Source organism: Mucilaginibacter auburnensis (assembly GCF_002797815.1).
Taxonomy (GTDB): domain Bacteria; phylum Bacteroidota; class Bacteroidia; order Sphingobacteriales; family Sphingobacteriaceae; genus Mucilaginibacter; species Mucilaginibacter auburnensis.
On the sequence record NZ_PGFJ01000001.1, the window covers coordinates 160,181 to 176,543 of the forward strand.

Annotated in this window: 19 protein-coding genes; 11 read left to right on the plus strand and 8 right to left on the minus strand. The window is 41.7% G+C overall.

Features of this window, described 5'->3' with window-relative positions:
• The first annotated feature begins 42 nt into the window (after nt 1–42).
• The 6 genes from CLV57_RS00655 (at nt 43) to CLV57_RS00680 (ending at nt 5,159) form a co-directional block, all read left to right on the plus strand.
• Nucleotides 43–681 carry a LutC/YkgG family protein gene (locus CLV57_RS00655; protein ID WP_100339444.1) on the plus strand — a complete coding sequence of 213 codons (639 nt, stop codon included), beginning with the start codon at nt 43–45 and terminating at the stop codon, nt 679–681.
• Between the two features lie 336 nt (nt 682–1,017).
• Entirely contained in the window at nt 1,018–1,956 is a 939-nt protein-coding gene (locus tag CLV57_RS00660; RefSeq protein WP_100339445.1) for a hypothetical protein, read from the plus strand.
• 20 nt (nt 1,957–1,976) lie between these two features.
• Nucleotides 1,977–2,657: a hypothetical protein gene (locus tag CLV57_RS00665; RefSeq protein ID WP_100339446.1), complete on the plus strand. Its 681-nt coding sequence runs from the start codon at nt 1,977–1,979 to the stop codon at nt 2,655–2,657.
• Complete coding sequence (locus tag CLV57_RS00670; protein WP_100339447.1) at nt 2,636–3,451, plus strand: sensor histidine kinase; 816 nt, start codon at nt 2,636–2,638, stop codon at nt 3,449–3,451. The genes CLV57_RS00665 and CLV57_RS00670 overlap by 22 nt, the downstream gene beginning before the upstream one ends.
• Nucleotides 3,423–4,058, plus strand: coding sequence for a response regulator transcription factor (locus tag CLV57_RS00675; protein WP_100339448.1), 636 nt, complete (start codon nt 3,423–3,425; stop codon nt 4,056–4,058). Before CLV57_RS00670 ends, CLV57_RS00675 begins: the two co-directional genes overlap by 29 nt.
• A gap of 30 nt (nt 4,059–4,088) precedes the next feature.
• Nucleotides 4,089–5,159, plus strand: coding sequence for a PA0069 family radical SAM protein (locus tag CLV57_RS00680; protein WP_100339449.1), 1,071 nt, complete (start codon nt 4,089–4,091; stop codon nt 5,157–5,159).
• Here CLV57_RS00680 and CLV57_RS00685 read toward each other — a convergent pair whose 3' ends face one another.
• From CLV57_RS00685 to CLV57_RS00700, 4 genes are read right to left on the minus strand one after another with little or no spacing between them, the layout of a single operon-like run.
• Complete coding sequence (locus tag CLV57_RS00685; protein WP_100339450.1) at nt 5,160–5,660, minus strand: shikimate kinase; 501 nt, start codon at nt 5,658–5,660, stop codon at nt 5,160–5,162.
• Nucleotides 5,657–6,712: an ABC transporter permease gene (locus CLV57_RS00690; RefSeq protein WP_317044558.1), complete on the minus strand. Its 1,056-nt coding sequence runs from the start codon at nt 6,710–6,712 to the stop codon at nt 5,657–5,659. Before CLV57_RS00690 ends, CLV57_RS00685 begins: the two co-directional genes overlap by 4 nt.
• Nucleotides 6,709–7,863: a BT_3928 family protein gene (locus CLV57_RS00695; protein WP_100339451.1), complete on the minus strand. Its 1,155-nt coding sequence runs from the start codon at nt 7,861–7,863 to the stop codon at nt 6,709–6,711. Before CLV57_RS00695 ends, CLV57_RS00690 begins: the two co-directional genes overlap by 4 nt.
• Nucleotides 7,860–8,342: a DUF1599 domain-containing protein gene (locus tag CLV57_RS00700; RefSeq protein WP_100339452.1), complete on the minus strand. Its 483-nt coding sequence runs from the start codon at nt 8,340–8,342 to the stop codon at nt 7,860–7,862. The genes CLV57_RS00695 and CLV57_RS00700 overlap by 4 nt, the downstream gene beginning before the upstream one ends.
• Nucleotides 8,343–8,543: 201 nt before the next feature.
• On the opposite strand from CLV57_RS00700, the gene folP reads away from it, so the two are divergent.
• The gene (folP, locus tag CLV57_RS00705) at nt 8,544–9,419 is read left to right on the plus strand and encodes a dihydropteroate synthase (protein WP_100339453.1); all 876 of its coding nucleotides are present in this window, start codon (nt 8,544–8,546) and stop codon (nt 9,417–9,419) included.
• Nucleotides 9,420–9,451: 32 nt separating this feature from the next.
• Here folP and CLV57_RS00710 read toward each other — a convergent pair whose 3' ends face one another.
• The 4 genes from CLV57_RS00710 to CLV57_RS00725 all read right to left on the minus strand — a co-directional run bounded on the left by CLV57_RS00710 (nt 9,452) and on the right by CLV57_RS00725 (nt 12,656).
• Nucleotides 9,452–9,952 (minus strand): hypothetical protein, encoded by a 501-nt coding sequence (locus CLV57_RS00710; RefSeq protein WP_100339454.1) that lies wholly within the window; start codon nt 9,950–9,952, stop codon nt 9,452–9,454.
• A gap of 161 nt (nt 9,953–10,113) precedes the next feature.
• Nucleotides 10,114–10,869, minus strand: coding sequence for a LytR/AlgR family response regulator transcription factor (locus tag CLV57_RS00715; RefSeq protein ID WP_100339455.1), 756 nt, complete (start codon nt 10,867–10,869; stop codon nt 10,114–10,116).
• 2 nt (nt 10,870–10,871) lie between these two features.
• Nucleotides 10,872–12,326 carry a sensor histidine kinase gene (locus CLV57_RS00720; protein WP_100339456.1) on the minus strand — a complete coding sequence of 485 codons (1,455 nt, stop codon included), beginning with the start codon at nt 12,324–12,326 and terminating at the stop codon, nt 10,872–10,874.
• A 75-nt stretch (nt 12,327–12,401) separates the two neighbouring features.
• Complete coding sequence (locus CLV57_RS00725) at nt 12,402–12,656, minus strand: hypothetical protein (RefSeq protein WP_100339457.1); 255 nt, start codon at nt 12,654–12,656, stop codon at nt 12,402–12,404.
• Nucleotides 12,657–13,000: 344 nt separating this feature from the next.
• Here CLV57_RS00725 and fumC point away from each other — a divergent pair, with 344 nt between their 5' ends.
• The 4 genes from fumC to CLV57_RS00745 all read left to right on the plus strand — a co-directional run bounded on the left by fumC (nt 13,001) and on the right by CLV57_RS00745 (nt 16,311).
• On the plus strand, nt 13,001–14,398 hold the full coding sequence (gene fumC, locus CLV57_RS00730) for a class II fumarate hydratase (protein WP_100339458.1): 1,398 nt from the start codon (nt 13,001–13,003) through the stop codon (nt 14,396–14,398).
• Between the two features lie 144 nt (nt 14,399–14,542).
• Nucleotides 14,543–15,037, plus strand: a complete 495-nt coding sequence (locus tag CLV57_RS00735) for a fumarate hydratase (protein WP_100339459.1) — start codon at nt 14,543–14,545, stop codon at nt 15,035–15,037.
• Between the two features lie 2 nt (nt 15,038–15,039).
• Entirely contained in the window at nt 15,040–15,828 is a 789-nt protein-coding gene (locus CLV57_RS00740) for a S1/P1 nuclease (protein WP_100339460.1), read from the plus strand.
• A gap of 48 nt (nt 15,829–15,876) precedes the next feature.
• Nucleotides 15,877–16,311: a low molecular weight protein-tyrosine-phosphatase gene (locus CLV57_RS00745; RefSeq protein ID WP_100339461.1), complete on the plus strand. Its 435-nt coding sequence runs from the start codon at nt 15,877–15,879 to the stop codon at nt 16,309–16,311.
• The last annotated feature ends 52 nt before the right edge of the window (nt 16,312–16,363 follow it).

A 16,363-nucleotide genomic window follows, 5' to 3' on the forward strand; every position in this document is an offset into this window, starting at 1 on the left:
GCCTTTAGCTTTAAGCTTTTTGTTTTAGGCCTTATAGCTTAAATGAAAGACATCACTACATCAAAAGAGAAGTTACTTAAAAAAATACGCCAGGCGCTGTTAGAGAAACGGGACAACCCGTACCCTAACCTGGAGAGCCTGCCGCATTATCCTCCGCCTGATGACCTGCTTGAAGTGATGTTTGCCGAAGAGTTTACAGCCGTTGCCGGGCAGTTCTCTTTTTGCGAAGATGAAGTTCAATTTATTGAGAACCTGCTTACGCTGGCCGAAGAACGCAACTGGCATAAAATATACTGCTGGGAACCCGCCTTGCAGCAACTGCTTGACCAATATGAGTATCCCTACTTTGAAACGGATAAAGACTTTGAGCAGGCAGAAGTTGGCTTTACGCTATGCGAAGCATTAATAGCCCGAAACGGCAGCGTTCTATTATCAAACGCAGGCATGGCAGGCAGGCGTTTAAGTATTTATCCGCCGGTGCATATTGTACTGGCTTATACCTCCCAATTGGTTACCGACTTGAAAGATGGCTTTAAGCTCATCAAAGACAAGTACAATGGCAACCTGCCATCAATGATCACTAATGTAACCGGCCCAAGCCGCACAGCAGATATTGAAAAAACACTGGTATTAGGTGCCCACGGCCCTAAAGAACTGTTTGTATTTTTATTAGACAAGTAAGGGAAAGCCGACCCCAGTCCCCCGAAAGAGGCCGGCTTTTGTGTGGCAGAGGGTTTAGGATGAAAGTGATTAGCCACGTGGTTTAGTATCCCCCTTTTTTTTCAAGCAATCAGGCTGAGGTTTTAACTTTTTACTGATCTTGTTATCAGCCGGTGCTTTACAGTAAGTAATAAAGGTTAAGTCAAAATTGCTTAAAAAGGCAACTCACCTCTACGCTTCATTGACCGTATTTGGCGCGGTGTTTTATACTTAAAATACCGTTAAAAAACGGTACTGGATTACTGCGCTCTCTGCTTATTTTAGGGAAAAAATTCAACCCCTAAAACCCAAACAATCATGAAAAAATTATTGCTATTGCTACTTGTATCCATCGTTGTTTTTAGTTGTGACCAAAAAAAAGACGAAGAGAAAAAGCAGACCGCTGTTAAGAAAGCTGCCTTCACCCCGCATGACCCCGCAGGATGCCCGGTTCCTACAGGATCAATAGTTTATAAAACGCTTAATAATGTAGACTGTAAAGAAGCTGAGCAATGGATTGTCAATTACGAAGAATATATAAAGAAAGAAAATCACAAAATTGAACCCGTCACCTTCCTCTTAACAAAAAAAATGGTTGAAGATATTGTTGCCCTTCTTCAAAAAGAAAAAGCTAAAACACCTAAGATTGACGGTATACGATTTTATTTTGCCAAGGAAAAACCTGATGCGCAAGAAACTAAACTGTTGTTAATTTCAACCACAGATAGTACATCCGCAGGTTACCCAGGATTACATCATGATTATTATAGGCATGAGAATATTTTTGGAACGCCCAAAGATTTCGTTATCAAGCCGGAGCCTAAGTGGAGCACCGCCGGGGCGCTACTTAATAGCCATTGTGAATCATGTACAGACTATGACGGTAATTGTAATCCAGCTGACTATATAGGTGCTATTAAGAGAAGTTATGCAGAGGCAATGGTGGATGAATTTAATGGCAGAAATATGAATACTAAAGCAGTATGGTTTGATTTAGAAATGTTTAAAAAACTGGTAAAAGAGAAACATTTCAACGGCATTAGAGTATATATGGCAACATATCCAAATAATGAACATAGTACCGGAGAGGTTATAGATGGTAGAAATACGCTAATTATAACCGTAGTAAATGACAAACTTGAGGATGATTTTAGATGCGATACTTCTGCGACTTTGCTTAAAGATAGAGAGGCCAGCGTGTTCTATTTGGGCCCTCCTGAAAACAACGGTGGTCTTTGCCCAATAAACTGTAACTAAAAAAGGGATTGCCTTTAATAATGTCTAAATACTTTACTTTATACACCAGCGCCGAACTGATCTGTTTCATTACGGCGCTGGTTTGCCTTTTGTCGGTCAAAGAAAGATATTGGCGCTTTTTTATAGCATTCATGTTTCTTACATGTTTGGTGGAGTTTGTTGCAACACCGCTTAAGGAAATGTACAAAGCTGACCCTAAACCCGAAAACTCTAACGCCTGGATCTATAACTTACTGCTGTTACTACAAATTGGAACATTTTTAATGATGTTTTATAACCTTATTGGGAAATATATCCAAAGCAAAATCATCATTTTTACGGGCCTTGTTATCTTACTGAGCCTGTACGGCTACGAATTGCTGACCAACCAACATGGGTTTTATGATTACAATGTTTTAACTTATTCGGCACTATCTGTAATAATGATACTTTACAGCTTGTATTATTATTATCTGCTGCTTAATAAGGAAGAATACACCGACCTAAAAGCATTACCCGAATTTTGGTGGACAACCGGCATTTTGTTTTTCTTTTTTGGAACAACAGCCATCAATTTATTTTACAGGTTACTGGTGTCTGTATCTGTGTCTGCGGTTAACACCATGTATATATTTTACATCAATAACATTCTTATTGTAATTTTATACGGCTGCTGGACATACGCCTTTATATGTAAACGATGGATGACATCAAACAAATAATAATCCTCTCCACCTGTATCTTTTTACTGGCTCCACTGGCATTAATTATTTATATCAATGCTTACAACCGCCGAAAAAAACGTCACATAGAGGAGCAGGAGCATCTTAAAACGGCATTTAAGCAGGAATTACTAAAAACGCAGATCGAAGTACAGGAACAAACGCTAACAGATTTTAGCCGGGAGATACACGATAATATTACCCAGGTACTGTCTTTTGTAAAACTTAATCTAGCAAGGGTAGCCAAAGCAGTGCCGGATGCTGAACAAAAAATAGAAGAGAACCGTGAGCTTATTGCACGGGCTATAAGCGACCTGCGCCACCTTTCCAAAAGCCTTAGCTTTGAGCACGTTATGCAACAGGGACTAATTAAAGCGCTGGAAGCAGAAACCAACCGTGTTAATGATAGTGGATTGATCAACATTTACCTGAGAATTGACGGTGAAAGCTACACTTTAGGCGAACAACGCGAGCTTATTTTATTTCGAATTTTCCAGGAAACTTTAAACAATGCGCTGAAATATGCCAACGCAGGCAAATTAAATATCACTTTGCAATATTCTGAACAATTGTTTAATTTAACCCTCGAGGATGATGGTGTGGGTTTTTCTCCTGAGGAGCTGGCAAATAACATCGGCTCAGGGTTAAAAAACATGCAAAATCGCGCGGCAATGATGGGCGCTGTAGCTAATATTTACAGCTCGCCCGGCAATGGCTGTAGCATAAACATCGCCCTGAACCCTAATACTAAACAATTGTACGCTGATGGGACCCCTCCAAATAGCATTAGTTGACGATCATAAACTATTTAGAAGTGGTATTGCCGCTATGGTGAATGATCTTAACGGCTATAGCATTATGTTTGAAGCCGCTAACGGGCATGAACTTATGCGAAAGATATCGTCTAAATTGAAGCCGGATATTATTTTGCTTGATATTAACATGCCCCAAATGGACGGCATCAGCACCGCGCAATGGCTGCGCAGCAATTATCCGGATGTAAATATTATTGTACTATCCATGTTTGAAGATGCCGACAAGGTGCTTACCATGGTAAAACTCGGTGTTAAAGGATATTTGCTGAAAGATGCAGAACCCCATGAATTTGAGCAGGCTCTTAGTAACGTAGCTCAAAATGAAGTTTACTTTCCCGCTTTTGTAACACGACACCTCATCAGCAATTTTAACAAGCCTGTTGATACCATTAAGCTGAACGGCCGTGAAATAGAATTTCTGAAACTCACCGGCACCGAACTTACCTATAAGGAAATTGCCGACCAAATGTGTGTAAGCGTGCGCACGGTAGATGGCTACCGCGATCAGCTTTTTGATAAACTACAGATAAAAAGCCGCGTTGGGCTGGTGCTTTATGCCATAAAAAACAAATTAATAGAAGTGTGAATTTGCTAAATATTTTAGCAAATTTGCGTAATGGCACATCAGGAAAATCCGGAATTTTTTAAGGGACGCGGGGCGCAGGTAAACACCGACAATAAGTTTTTAAAACGAAAATACGTTTTAGACCATATTGAAGGCCTGGATGAGCCTTTATTAGAAAACAGCGCCACACAGCTATTTGAGGAAACGCCGAAGAAGATTGTAAGCGAATCAAACAGTCCTGATCTGAGTCACATGTATTCCATTAACCCCTACCAGGGATGTGAGCATGGCTGTATATACTGTTACGCCCGTAACAGTCATGAATATTATGGTTTTAGCGCCGGCCTTGATTTTGAGCGAAAAATAGTAGTGAAGCGTAACGCGCCCGAACTGCTGGAACAATATTTTAACAAGAAAAACTATCAGCCGGTAACCATTATGCTCTCCGGTAATACCGATTGTTACCAACCCATTGAACGTAAATTAAAAATAACCCGCCGACTGCTTGAGCTATTTCTGCAGTATAAAAACCCGGTAAGTATCATTACAAAAAACAACGTAATCCTGCGCGATCTGGATATAATTGAAGAACTGGCTAAGCTCAATCTCATTCATGTAAATATGTCCATCACTTCATTAAACGAGCAGTTACGCCAAAAGCTGGAGCCACGCACCGTAACAGCCAGCGGGCGTTTAGGCGTTATACAAAAACTATCAGAAAAAGGGGTACCGGTAAGGGTAATGGCCGCGCCCGTAATACCCGGATTGAACAGCAATGAACTACCTGATATTATCAAAGCAGCTGCCGACCGCGGCGCCTTATCTGCCGGGTTTACCATTGTTAGGCTGAATGGCAGCATTGCCGAAATATTTACCGACTGGATACACAAAGCCTTTCCAGACAGGGCAGAAAAAGTTTTAAATGCTATTCGCTCCTGCCATGGTGGTAATTTAAACGACAGTGATTTTGGCAGGCGCATGAGTGGCGACGGACAAATAGCGCAATCCATACACCAATTGTTTAAAATGGCTTGCAACAGATTTTTAGCCAACAGGGAAATGCCACCTCTTAATCACAGTTTGTTTGTACCCAAAAGCGGTAAGCAGATTACCTTGTTTTGATCACTTAGTAACTAATTCGGCTAATGAATCGGGAGTCATTTCAATGCCGTTAACAATGTGAGTAGCTTTTTCATAAAAGCTTTCTCGTTCAGCAAGCTTCTCGGTTATAAAAGCAACCAGTTCCTCGCCATGCTTGCCTAATATAAGCGGGCGTGTGGTTTTACCCTTATCTAAACGCTCAGCCAGTGTTGCAGGTGTTAGTTTGATGTAGATGCTTTGGCCGTTGGCATTCATCCATTCCATGTTATCAAAAAATACCGGCAATCCTCCGCCTGTAGATACCACTACATTTTCGGCGTATTCCGTTTCTTTCAAAATTTTGGATTCCAGCAAGCGGAACGCGTCCTGCCCATGCTCTTCAAAATATTGGGTTATGGAAGTGCCAACCTTTTCTTCAAAAACCTTATCAAGGTCAACAAAATCATACTCCAGCCTGTTGGCCAACTTGCGGCCCCAGGTGGTTTTGCCGCATCCCATAAAACCCACAAAAAATATCTTCATTGTAATTTAACTCTCGGATCTATCCAAACGTAAACAAAATCAACCAGTATGTTGATCACCACAAAAATAAAGGCGATGAACAGAATAGCGCCCATCACAACCGGAAAGTCTGACATTTCCAGTGCCTTCACCGTAGTTTTGCCTAAACCATTATACCCAAATATGTACTCCACAAAAAATGAACCCGCCATTAACGACGCGAACCAGTTGGCAATAGCGGTGATTACCGGGTTAAGCGCGTTCTTTAAAGCATGCCGGTAGATGATGGCATTGCGGCTTAGGCCTTTTGCTTTAGCTGTGCGGATGTAATCCTGGCTCAATACATCTAACATTGCGCTGCGGGTAAGCTGCACTATTATAGCAAGTGGGCGCAGGCCCAAAGTTATCATAGGTAATATCAGGTTTTTCCAGTTGGCCACCTCGCCCTTAAAAGGGTCGTACCCGTACAAACTGCCCGACATGTTGAGTCCGGTATAGTTACTCAGCACAAAACCAAACAACCAGGCAATAATGATACCCGCGAAAAAAGAAGGCGCGGAGATGCCTAAAGTTGAAAAAGCCAAAGCCAGGCGGTCTATCCAGGTATCTTTATTTAAAGCACTAACAATGCCTAAAAAAACGCCTATAATAATGGCGAAAATCATAGCGGTTGTTGCCAGCACAAGCGTGTTAGGTACAACTTCCATCAATAGCGAAGCCACATCTTTACTGGTTTGGTAAGAGCGGCGCAGGTAGGGCCATTTTAATGCTAAGACTTTATCAGCAGAGACAGGAACAAGCGAAGCAAAATTGTATTTGTGCTGATCGGTTTTTAAGTGAATGCCAATTGGCGACAGGTCGTTTATATAATAGGCAAACTGTATCGGCAAAGGTTTATCCAAACCAAACTCTTTGCGTACCGCTTGTAGGGATTGCACATCGGCACGTTGTCCCTGCGTCATGCGGGCCGGGTCTACCGGTAAAACGTTAAATAAAAAGAAAACCACTACCACAATGCCCAGCATAACCGCTTGGCTGTATAAAAACTTGCGGAGCAGGTAGCGGGCTATCATTGTTGCTGAGTGAAGTACTTTTTCACCATATCATCGTAGCTCGGTACGGTGTGATAATGCCATTTATTAACAACGGTACCATTCTTTAATAACATTACACCTGGATTTGCCCTCACCATTGATTTAAGCGGTACGCCATCAGCGTACAAAACCTCGCTTATTAAATGGTAGCGTTTGGCAAAAGCTTCGGCAGTTGCGGAGGTAGATGAAGTTAAAAGTATGGTACGCGTATTAAAGCTGCGGGTTAAGTTAATGGCCAAAGCATTGATCTTGATAATGGCCGAAGTGTCGGTTTTATTTAAGTCGTTAGCTACTATGATGAGGTTGTTAAACGGATTTTCTAACAGTTCCTGTGTGTAATCATTCCCTTGCGCATCGTGAATGGAAAGATCCTGAATTTTAGGCGTAAAACCCTTTTTAATTAACTTGCTTTCCGGATTGCCTACTATTTCCCAGTTATTATCTTTCCAGATGCCGCTGCTCAGGTATTCCTTATCCGTTACCTCCTTGGTTGCACCCGTTTTTTTGTTTTTTAGGTTATAGTTGATCTGGTATTCATCAGGCGCTGCGCCCGGCGGCCTTTTCATTTCATTAGGAATATTTGCGCCAACTTTGTAAGGCAGAAAATCAACCACCGGCAAAAAGTTATACGTGAACAAGCCAAACCCAAGTGATACCACCGTTGCGCCAAACAGCCAGTTATCGCCGGCTTTAGGTTTGAAAAGCGGTTTAATGCTTTCTTTATTCTTAAACAACACCAATATCAGCAGCAGTAATACAAGATCCTTACTGAACGATTGCCATGGAGTTAGCGGGATGGCATCGCCAAAGCAACCGCAGGTTTGTACCACCTTAAACGCGGCCGAATAAAAGGTGAGGAACGAAAAGAAAATAATAAGCAGCAACAGGCCCCACACGGTTTGTTTAGCCCGAACACCAATAAGCAAGGCAAAGCCCATTATAATTTCGAGCGCGCATAGAATGATGGATAGCCTCAGCGCCAGTCCGTTTAAAAAGGTGATATGGAAAACCTCAAAGTACTCCTCCAGTTTATAGGAGAAACCAAGCGGGTCATTGATCTTAATGAGGCCTGAAAATATAAACAGCAGACCTACAAAAATGCGGCAAAACCATATCAGTCCGTTTTTCATTTTACTTCCAATTTTATTAACGCGAACACTGAATAGTTCAGCATATCCTGGTAGTTGGCTTTTATACCTTCTGATGCTAAGGTTAGCCCCTTATTATCTTCAATTTGTTTAACGCGCAATATCTTCATCAAAATCAGGTCTGTTAATGAGCTAACGCGCATATCGCGCCAGGCCTCGCCATAGTCATGATTTTTGGCGAACATCAGCTCCTTGGTTTCCAAAGCTTTTTCGTCAAACAAAACACTTACATCTTCGGGTGCCAATTCAACAGGCGTTTCGGGGCCGCATTCCAGTTGCATCATGGCAATAATGCAATAGTTAACAATGCCAATGTATTCGCTGGTTATGCCCTCATCAACTTTTGATACCTTTTTTTCTTCTAAAGTGCGGATGCGCTGCGCTTTGATGAAGATCTGATCTGTGATAGAAGCAGGGCGGAGTATGCGCCAGGCCGTACCATAATCATGCGTTTTCTTCATAAAAAGCCCTTTGCAAAGGGAAATAACTGCGTCGTATTCGGCTGATGTATTGTTCAAAATTTTAAAATTTGAAATTATTGCGAAACACTTATTAACGATGTGCAGGGTTAAAAGTATAACCACATTTTTGCGTCTCTGAGGATAGAGAGTTCACGTCAATAAAAATTGAATAGATAAATTAACTTTACAAATCCAACCTTAATGTATTTCAAAGATAAAACAGTGGCTAAAGATACATTTTTTCATAAAAACACAACGCTTAACGCGGGCGGCAAACTTATTGATCTGAGTACACCGGCCGTGATGGGCATTATCAACCTCACGCCCGATTCGTTTTTTGAAGGCAGCCGTAAGCAAGGTGTTGATGATGCATTAAAACAGGCAGAAAAAATGCTGGCGGACGGAGCTACGTTTCTTGATCTGGGCGCTTATTCATCCCGCCCGGATGCAGATGATATTTCTGTGCAGGAGGAAATGGACAGGTTATTACCCATAGTTGAAGCTATAGTAAAAAATATGCATGAGGCCGTTTTGTCTATAGATACCTTCAGGGCGAGGATTGCAGAAGCGGCTGTTCAAGCCGGAGCGCATATTATTAATGACATATCCGGCGGACAGCTTGATGAAGACATGTTTGCTACTGTTGCCAAACTCAAAGTACCCTATATTTTAATGCATATGAAAGGCAACCCTAAAACAATGGTTGCCCTGGCAGAGTACCAGGATGTTTTTAGCGAAGTGTTTAACTACTTTACCACCCGCATTCATCAGTTGAAGCAATTAGGCGTTAAGGACATTATTATTGACCCCGGCTTTGGTTTCGCCAAAAAACCTGAGCATGGCTATACGTTATTGCGCCGAATGGCGGAGTTTCAGCAACTGGGCCTGCCGCTATTGACAGGCGTATCGCGGAAAAGGATGATCTACGGTCCGTTAGGTATTTCTGCTGATGAAGCGTTGAACGGCACCACGGTACTAAACACTATAGCTTTAACCAAAGGTGCAGCTATTTTAAGGGTGCATGATGTAAAGGAAGCTGTACAGGCGGTTAAGTTGTTTAATATGATGAGTGATTAGGTTTCCTCTAAAAATAAAATGGCATTGCGGAATTACAATCGATAATAATTAGGCACACCGATTCCTATGGTCCAGAAATTCTGGACCATTTTTAGTTCTTCGCTATAGTTATCGTTTATGTTATCTTCGGTTATTGGTTCTATGTCTTCAGGCGCAAGGTCTCTCCAAACGCCAATAGATGTATTTGTAAAGGCGTAAGAATAAGGAGCTTCAGATGTATCTGGGTCCCCTTGATTATGCATTGAGAGTATTTTCAGTAGCTTGTTCGCTCCGATAGTAAATGGATTAACATCGTAAATCGTTAACTCAATATTTTTTGGAAATGGTCCGTATATAAATTCTATAAATTCAATGTTATCATGTTGATCTATATCAAACCTTACTTCAAGTTCTTTATAAAAAATCCTGTCTTTGTTATCTATTGAGGGATGGCCTAATAGAGTATAAACATTATTTTTATGTCGCCCTAACAGCACTTCACCGATATCTTTAATAACAATCCCCTCCAGCGGCTTAATTTCTATATTTTGCATGAGTATAAGATTTATCTGTAAACCGATTTTCGCCCAAATTTAAAATAAATAAGTTTCCTCTGCGTTCTCGAGGAACAAGGTTGGGTGCTATCCTATATCTTTCGGCAACTTAGGTTACAGACTATTCTTTCTAAAACCTTATCCTTTTACAAATTTTAATATCACAACTTAAACTGCACCGCAAGCATATCCTTTACTTTAATTCGGTTAACTTTTGAAATGGGGATCTTTGTGTTGTCTTTCAGCAATAAACTGCCGCCGTCCTCACGTATCCAACTTTTTATGTAATCAACATTAACCAAATGGGTTTGGTGGGTACGCAAAAACCTATGCGGAGCCAGCATATCTGCATACTCTTTTAAGGTTTTTGATACTAACACCTTTTCGCCGTCTTTCAGAAAAAAGCGGGTGTAGGTGTTGTCGGCCTCACAGTGCATAATATCACTTACATTAACATACCGTGTTTCGCCAAACATGGGCAAAGCAATACGCGGGCTCACCTGCTTTTCATCTTTCAAATACTCCAACAGGTGACCTAACCGCTCGTTCTTTTTGGTTTGTTGGATGGCCTTTCGCGCCTTGTTTATGGCGGCCTTTAGTTCGTCTATATCTATCGGCTTCAGTAAATAATCTAAAGCGGCAAATTTTATGGCTTGAATACCGTACTGATCGTAAGCCGTTAAAAATATTACCGCAAAGTCTTTTGCATCCAGCTCTTTAAGCAGATCAAAACCCGAGCGCCCATGCAGTTGAATATCCAGGAAAACCAGTTCGGGCTTGTGTTTTTGTATGGCTGCTATGCCTTCGTCAACGTTGCCTGCAACAGCCACCACTTCTACGTCATCAGCATAGGTTTTGAGCAGCTGTTGCAGGTTTTCCTGGTTGGATAGTTCGTCGTCTACAATAAGGGCGCGCATGTTTACAGCCAGTTTTTAAGTTCAATAGTTATTACAGTGCCGGTATTGGTCTGTTCTATGTTCAGCAATATAAAAGTATTTTTATGGATAGCGTTGAACAGGGCGATGCGCTCACGGCAAAGTTTAATTCCTTTCCCGTTTTCAGGCTCGCCTTTAAAACCGCTGCCATTGTCTGCCACCTTTAGTACAATATCAGTATTGTTTTGCGTGATGGAAACATCAACCCGGCCGCTTTCTTTCAAAGCAGATATGCCATGTTTTACCGCGTTTTCAACAAAGGGCTGCAGCAGCATTGCCGGTATTTCAATTTGCTGATCTATTTGCTCATCAACATTTATGCTATAGTTAAAGCCGAAGCGGGTTTGCTCCATTTGCAGGTAATCATCAAGCAGGTCGGTTTCTTTTTCAATGCTGATGAGCTCTTTTTGTGCACCATCCAGCACATTGCGTGTTAAACGTGCAAGCCTGCTGAGGTATTTATTAGCATCTTCAATAGCATTTTTGTTGATAAGATTTTGTATTCCCGCCAAAGCGTTAAAAATAAAGTGCGGATTCAATTGTACCCTAACCGATTGCAGTTGCAATGTAGCTATATGCCTGTTTTGAGCTTCTTTTTCCAGTTTGCGTTTGTGCCTGTTACGAAAGAGGGTAAAATTTATAACTGCGGCTGTTATTAACGTTAAAATAATAGCTACAACGGTTTTTACAGGCATGTACTTCTTTTCAGGGGGCAGCACAGTAAAGGTAATGCTGGTTGCAAGGCTGTCAAATACATGTACCGGCCTGCCACCATGCTTTACAAGCCATGGCACAAATGTTACTTTATACTTCCCCGGCCTTTGCCACACATCCTTTATAATCTCAATCCTGTTATTAGTTTCGCCCATTTTAATGGTTTCGTTACCATTTTCTGTGGGGCGCGTTAACAATACCCGGTAGTTATAAGAGTAATTCCTGTCAAATGCCTGGAAAACCAGCGTCTTTACAGAATCATCAGCCCTAAACCTTATGTCATTTCTATCAGTGGTTTCAATAAAGTCTTTTACAGTAGTAGGGCGAAAGCTAAAGTTTTTTCTGTCGCCTTTTTTATAGTAAAACTCTTCTGTTTGCTGCAAGGCGGTTAAATCTTTTGCAAATAAGCTCCCATCGGCTGTTCTGATTTGTGAAGAAAAATATTGAACATGACCTTTAAGATCGGGGGCTTGCACCTTTCTCCAATCAATATAAGCAGCATCAGAATAACCGTAGTTATTAATATTATACACTTCAATTTTTAAGACCCTGCGAGGCGCGTAGTCAAATTTTCCTAAATAAGCATAGACAGATTTCCCGTCAGCGGTTTTCCTGAATACATTTGGTTTTGTCCAGGATACAAGTTCTTTTTTTTCGTTTTCAACAACATGGTAGCGAAAATCTCCCGCGTTGAGTGGCGTAATATCTAACGCCGCAAATTCCACACTGCAGTCACCATGAATTATAATGCTCTTTTCACCTTTGTTACCTCTGAATATTTCGCTTTTCTTTGCACTTCCTCAGGTAAAACGCACACCTATCAGTCCTAAATTGCGAGGATAGAAATAATGATCTTCTGTTAGCTTTTGTGCTAACAAAGTCCTGTTGATATTTGCCTTTTGGCGGGGAGTAGCCTTAGTTATATCTACCCACTCCATTCCAGCCCAAATCCAATTTTTTTTCAAAACGGCGGTATCAAGCTTTTGGCTTATTGCATGAGTGGATAAAAGACATATAAATGCCAATGTGATGATTTTATTAATGTGCAGTTTCATATCTGTTATGTTTTAGGTTTTAATTATGATGTAAAACTGCATAGCGGCTTAAACTTACACAACGCACAAACAGTAAGCAAGCAGCAGAGATTAGTATTTGGGCAAATAAGGGGCTATTTTACTCACCCCGACCTCGCTGCGCTGGTTGACCTTCTCTCGCCTGCGACGGAAAGAGGGTTGTTGAAAACCGACATCTCTCCCCCTCTTTACGAAGTAGAGAGGGGTCGGGGGTGAGTCGATGGGCTGATAAACGCCCAGTTGTATGTAGCATTTTTTTACATATAATATTTAATTGGCAAAGGTTTATCCCCTACCTTTGCGCCTGAAAAAAACAACAAACACCAATGAGTTTCAGAATAGAACATGATACCATGGGTGCCGTGGAGGTGCCTGCAGACAAATACTGGGGCGCACAAACCCAGCGCTCACGCAACAACTTTAAAATTGGCCCGGAGGCTTCAATGCCTAAGGAAATTATTGAGGCTTTTGCTTACCTGAAAAAGGCGGCTGCTTATACCAATACTGATCTGGGTGTGTTACCTGCCGAAAAACGCGATCTGATAGCTCAGGTATGCGACGAGATATTAGCGGGCCAGCATGTTGGCGAGTTCCCCCTGGTGATCTGGCAAACAGGTTCGGGTACGCAATCAAACATGAATGTTAACGAGGTGGTTGCTAACCGCGCGCACGTTGTTGCAGGCAATAAATTAGGAGAAGGCAAAACCTTCATCCACCCGAACGATGATGTGAACAAGTCGCAATCATCAAATGATACTTACCCTACCGCTATGCACATTGCTGCATACAAAATGCTGATTGATGTTACCATTCCGGGAGTTGAAAAACTTCGCGATACATTGGCTGCTAAATCAGAAGCGTTTAAAAGCGTTGTAAAAATTGGCCGTACGCACCTAATGGATGCTACCCCGCTTACTTTAGGTCAGGAGTTTTCAGGTTATGTTTCGCAATTAAACCACGGCTTGAAAGCTTTACGTAACACGTTAGATCACCTTTCTGAACTGGCCTTAGGTGGTACAGCAGTAGGTACCGGTATCAATACCCCACAAGGTTATGACGTTAAGGTAGCAGAATATATAGCTGAATTTACAGGCTTGCCTTTCCGCACTGCCGAAAATAAATTTGAAGCATTAGCGGCGCATGATGCTATAGTTGAGAGCCATGGCGCTTTAAAGCAAATTGCCGTATCATTAATGAAAATAGCTAATGATATCCGTATGCTGGCATCTGGTCCGCGTTCAGGTATCGGCGAGATCCATATTCCTGATAACGAGCCGGGCTCATCCATTATGCCGGGTAAAGTTAATCCAACTCAAAACGAAGCTGTAACAATGGTTGCTGCACAAGTTATGGGTAATGATGTGGCTATATCAATAGGCGGTTCAAACGGTCATTACGAGTTGAACGTGTTTAAACCGGTAATGGCAGCAAACTTTTTGCAATCAGCCCGTTTAATTGGTGATGCCTGCGTATCATTTAATGACAACTGCGCGGTAGGTATTGAGCCCAACTATGATGGCATTAAAAAACACCTTGAAAACTCATTAATGCTGGTAACCGCGCTCAACCCGCACATTGGTTATGAAAAAGCGGCTAAAATTGCCAAAACAGCATTGAACAACGGCTCATCATTACGTGAGGCTGCAATTGGCTTAGGTTACTTAACCAACGAGCAGTTTGACGAGTGGGTGCGCCCTGAAGATATGATAGGCAGCTTGAAATAAGCGGTCTATTTTAATTTGTCATTCTGAGTGATAACGAAGAACTGTTCTCTTGAGCGATAGCGAAAAATCTTAAAAAAGCGGCTAATAAAGCGTACAAGATCCTTTACTATCAATCAGAATGACAGTTCTTTTTATATAAAGCAAATGCAAAAAGCTTTCACCTTTCTCTTTTTAGCTTTCACCTTGTACGCCTGCTCGCCTAATAAGCCAATGCAAGGCAAGGGCGAAGACTATTTGCAAGGAATGTGGAAGCAGGATAGCGTGCCCGGGCAAAAGCAATTGCTTACTTACTCTTTATACGAGTTCAAATTCAGTTGCGATTCAGTTTATGCTACCATCCAAACGGTAAGCAAAGTAAATACAGGTTATGATACCTGCATGAATGCCGGCAACTGGACAGAATATGTTCGTGGCACCTACGAACAAAAAAATGACACCCTCCGCATTAAAGGTAATTTTTGCAACGCCGATTTTAGCCTCAAAAGCGCCGGCGGCTGCTTCCGGTCTGGTGTCTATCAGGATGTTTTTAAGGTAGATCGTTCCAACGATTCGCTCATCCAATTTTCAAGCATTGCTAACGTTATTCCCATAAAACTGCATTTAATAAATAAAGTAAGTTGTAACCCCAAATCCTTGTAGTTATGAAAGCATTTAGAAATATTACAGCCTGTTTAGTTTTGTTTTTTACCCCGCTGCTAAGCATGGCCTGGGGCATGAACGGGCATCGTATATCGGGCCAGATAGCCGAAAATTACCTCACTCCAAAAGCTAAAGCGGCAGTGAGAGCCATACTGGGCGAATCTGTTGCTATAGCGAGTAACTGGGCCGATTTCATCAAATCAGACACAACTTACAACTATTTGTATGACTGGCACTTTGTTGATTTTGACCGTCCGTATGCTTATCCGGAAATGGTAGAGTTCCTGGCGCATGATAATCATACAGATGCTTACACCAAAACCAACTTTTTAATAACTGAACTAAAAAAGAAGAACCTGCCTAAAGATAAAAAGCTGCTGTATCTGCGCGTACTTATCCACTTAGTTGAGGATATACACCAACCTTTCCATACCGGGCATACACAGGATAAAGGAGGCAATAGCATTAAGCTTACCTGGTTTGGCGAGAGCACCAACCTGCACTCAATATGGGATTCAAAGCTGATAGATTATCAGCAATTGAGTTACACCGAATATGTGGCTGCCATTGATAATACTACCGCTGCAAAGCGCGCCACCTGGCAAAAAGATCCTTTAACCAAATGGATATTTGAATCGCACGAGATTGCTGAAAAGGCCTACACCGAAGTGCAAGGCAAGGATATTAAAAGCGCTTACGTTTATAACTTTAACCATATAGCAGAACTTAACCAACGCCTTTTGATGGGTGGGATACGTTTAGCCGGTGTTTTAAATCAATTATTCGGATAATAACGCTTAAAGCTGAAAAACTAAAGCAAAAAGCTTTTACCTTAAATAATGAAAATACTAATGGTATGCCTGGGCAATATTTGCCGTTCGCCGTTGGCGGAAGGTATTATGCAGCACCTGGCCGATAGAGCAGGATTGAACTGGACGGTCGACTCGGCCGGAACAGGCAGCTGGCATATTGGCGAAGCACCCGACCGAAGATCTGTAAAGGTTGCGCGTAGTTACGGTGTGGATATTAGCAAACAAGTATGCCGCCAGTTTACTCCTGCCGATTTTGATGAGTTTGACCACATACTGGTAATGGACCGTTCCAACCTTTCCAACGTTTTGAATATGGCGCGCAACCAGGCCGACAAAGCCAAGGTAAGTATGCTTTTAGGCGCAGATGTAGTTCCTGATCCTTATTATGACGATACCTTGTTTGATCCTGTAAATAAATTGATTGAACAGGGCTGCAAAAATTTTATTGAAAAATTCAAATAGTATATTTATCATTAGATAACATTACTGATCCCTTCCCGGTTTTCTGATACTT

What these genes read in the sequence shown, in the direction of transcription:
- CLV57_RS00735 (WP_100339459.1), top strand. Translation starts at nt 14,543, where the DNA reads ATGCAAAAAGCTTTCACCTTTCTCTTTTTAGCTTTCACCTTGTACGCC.
- fumC (WP_100339458.1), top strand. Translation starts at nt 13,001, where the DNA reads ATGAGTTTCAGAATAGAACATGATACCATGGGTGCCGTGGAGGTGCCT.
- CLV57_RS00665 (WP_100339446.1), top strand. Translation starts at nt 1,977, where the DNA reads ATGTCTAAATACTTTACTTTATACACCAGCGCCGAACTGATCTGTTTC.
- CLV57_RS00670 (WP_100339447.1), top strand. Translation starts at nt 2,636, where the DNA reads ATGGATGACATCAAACAAATAATAATCCTCTCCACCTGTATCTTTTTA.
- CLV57_RS00660 (WP_100339445.1), top strand. Translation starts at nt 1,018, where the DNA reads ATGAAAAAATTATTGCTATTGCTACTTGTATCCATCGTTGTTTTTAGT.
- folP (WP_100339453.1), top strand. Translation starts at nt 8,544, where the DNA reads ATGTATTTCAAAGATAAAACAGTGGCTAAAGATACATTTTTTCATAAA.
- CLV57_RS00655 (WP_100339444.1), top strand. Translation starts at nt 43, where the DNA reads ATGAAAGACATCACTACATCAAAAGAGAAGTTACTTAAAAAAATACGC.
- CLV57_RS00715 (WP_100339455.1), bottom strand. Translation starts at nt 10,869, where the DNA reads ATGCGCGCCCTTATTGTAGACGACGAACTATCCAACCAGGAAAACCTG.
- CLV57_RS00700 (WP_100339452.1), bottom strand. Translation starts at nt 8,342, where the DNA reads ATGAAGAAAACGCATGATTATGGTACGGCCTGGCGCATACTCCGCCCT.
- CLV57_RS00710 (WP_100339454.1), bottom strand. Translation starts at nt 9,952, where the DNA reads ATGCAAAATATAGAAATTAAGCCGCTGGAGGGGATTGTTATTAAAGAT.
- CLV57_RS00745 (WP_100339461.1), top strand. Translation starts at nt 15,877, where the DNA reads ATGAAAATACTAATGGTATGCCTGGGCAATATTTGCCGTTCGCCGTTG.
- CLV57_RS00740 (WP_100339460.1), top strand. Translation starts at nt 15,040, where the DNA reads ATGAAAGCATTTAGAAATATTACAGCCTGTTTAGTTTTGTTTTTTACC.
- CLV57_RS00685 (WP_100339450.1), bottom strand. Translation starts at nt 5,660, where the DNA reads ATGAAGATATTTTTTGTGGGTTTTATGGGATGCGGCAAAACCACCTGG.
- CLV57_RS00690 (WP_317044558.1), bottom strand. Translation starts at nt 6,712, where the DNA reads ATGATAGCCCGCTACCTGCTCCGCAAGTTTTTATACAGCCAAGCGGTT.
- CLV57_RS00680 (WP_100339449.1), top strand. Translation starts at nt 4,089, where the DNA reads ATGGCACATCAGGAAAATCCGGAATTTTTTAAGGGACGCGGGGCGCAG.
- CLV57_RS00725 (WP_100339457.1), bottom strand. Translation starts at nt 12,656, where the DNA reads ATGAAACTGCACATTAATAAAATCATCACATTGGCATTTATATGTCTT.
- CLV57_RS00675 (WP_100339448.1), top strand. Translation starts at nt 3,423, where the DNA reads ATGGGACCCCTCCAAATAGCATTAGTTGACGATCATAAACTATTTAGA.
- CLV57_RS00695 (WP_100339451.1), bottom strand. Translation starts at nt 7,863, where the DNA reads ATGAAAAACGGACTGATATGGTTTTGCCGCATTTTTGTAGGTCTGCTG.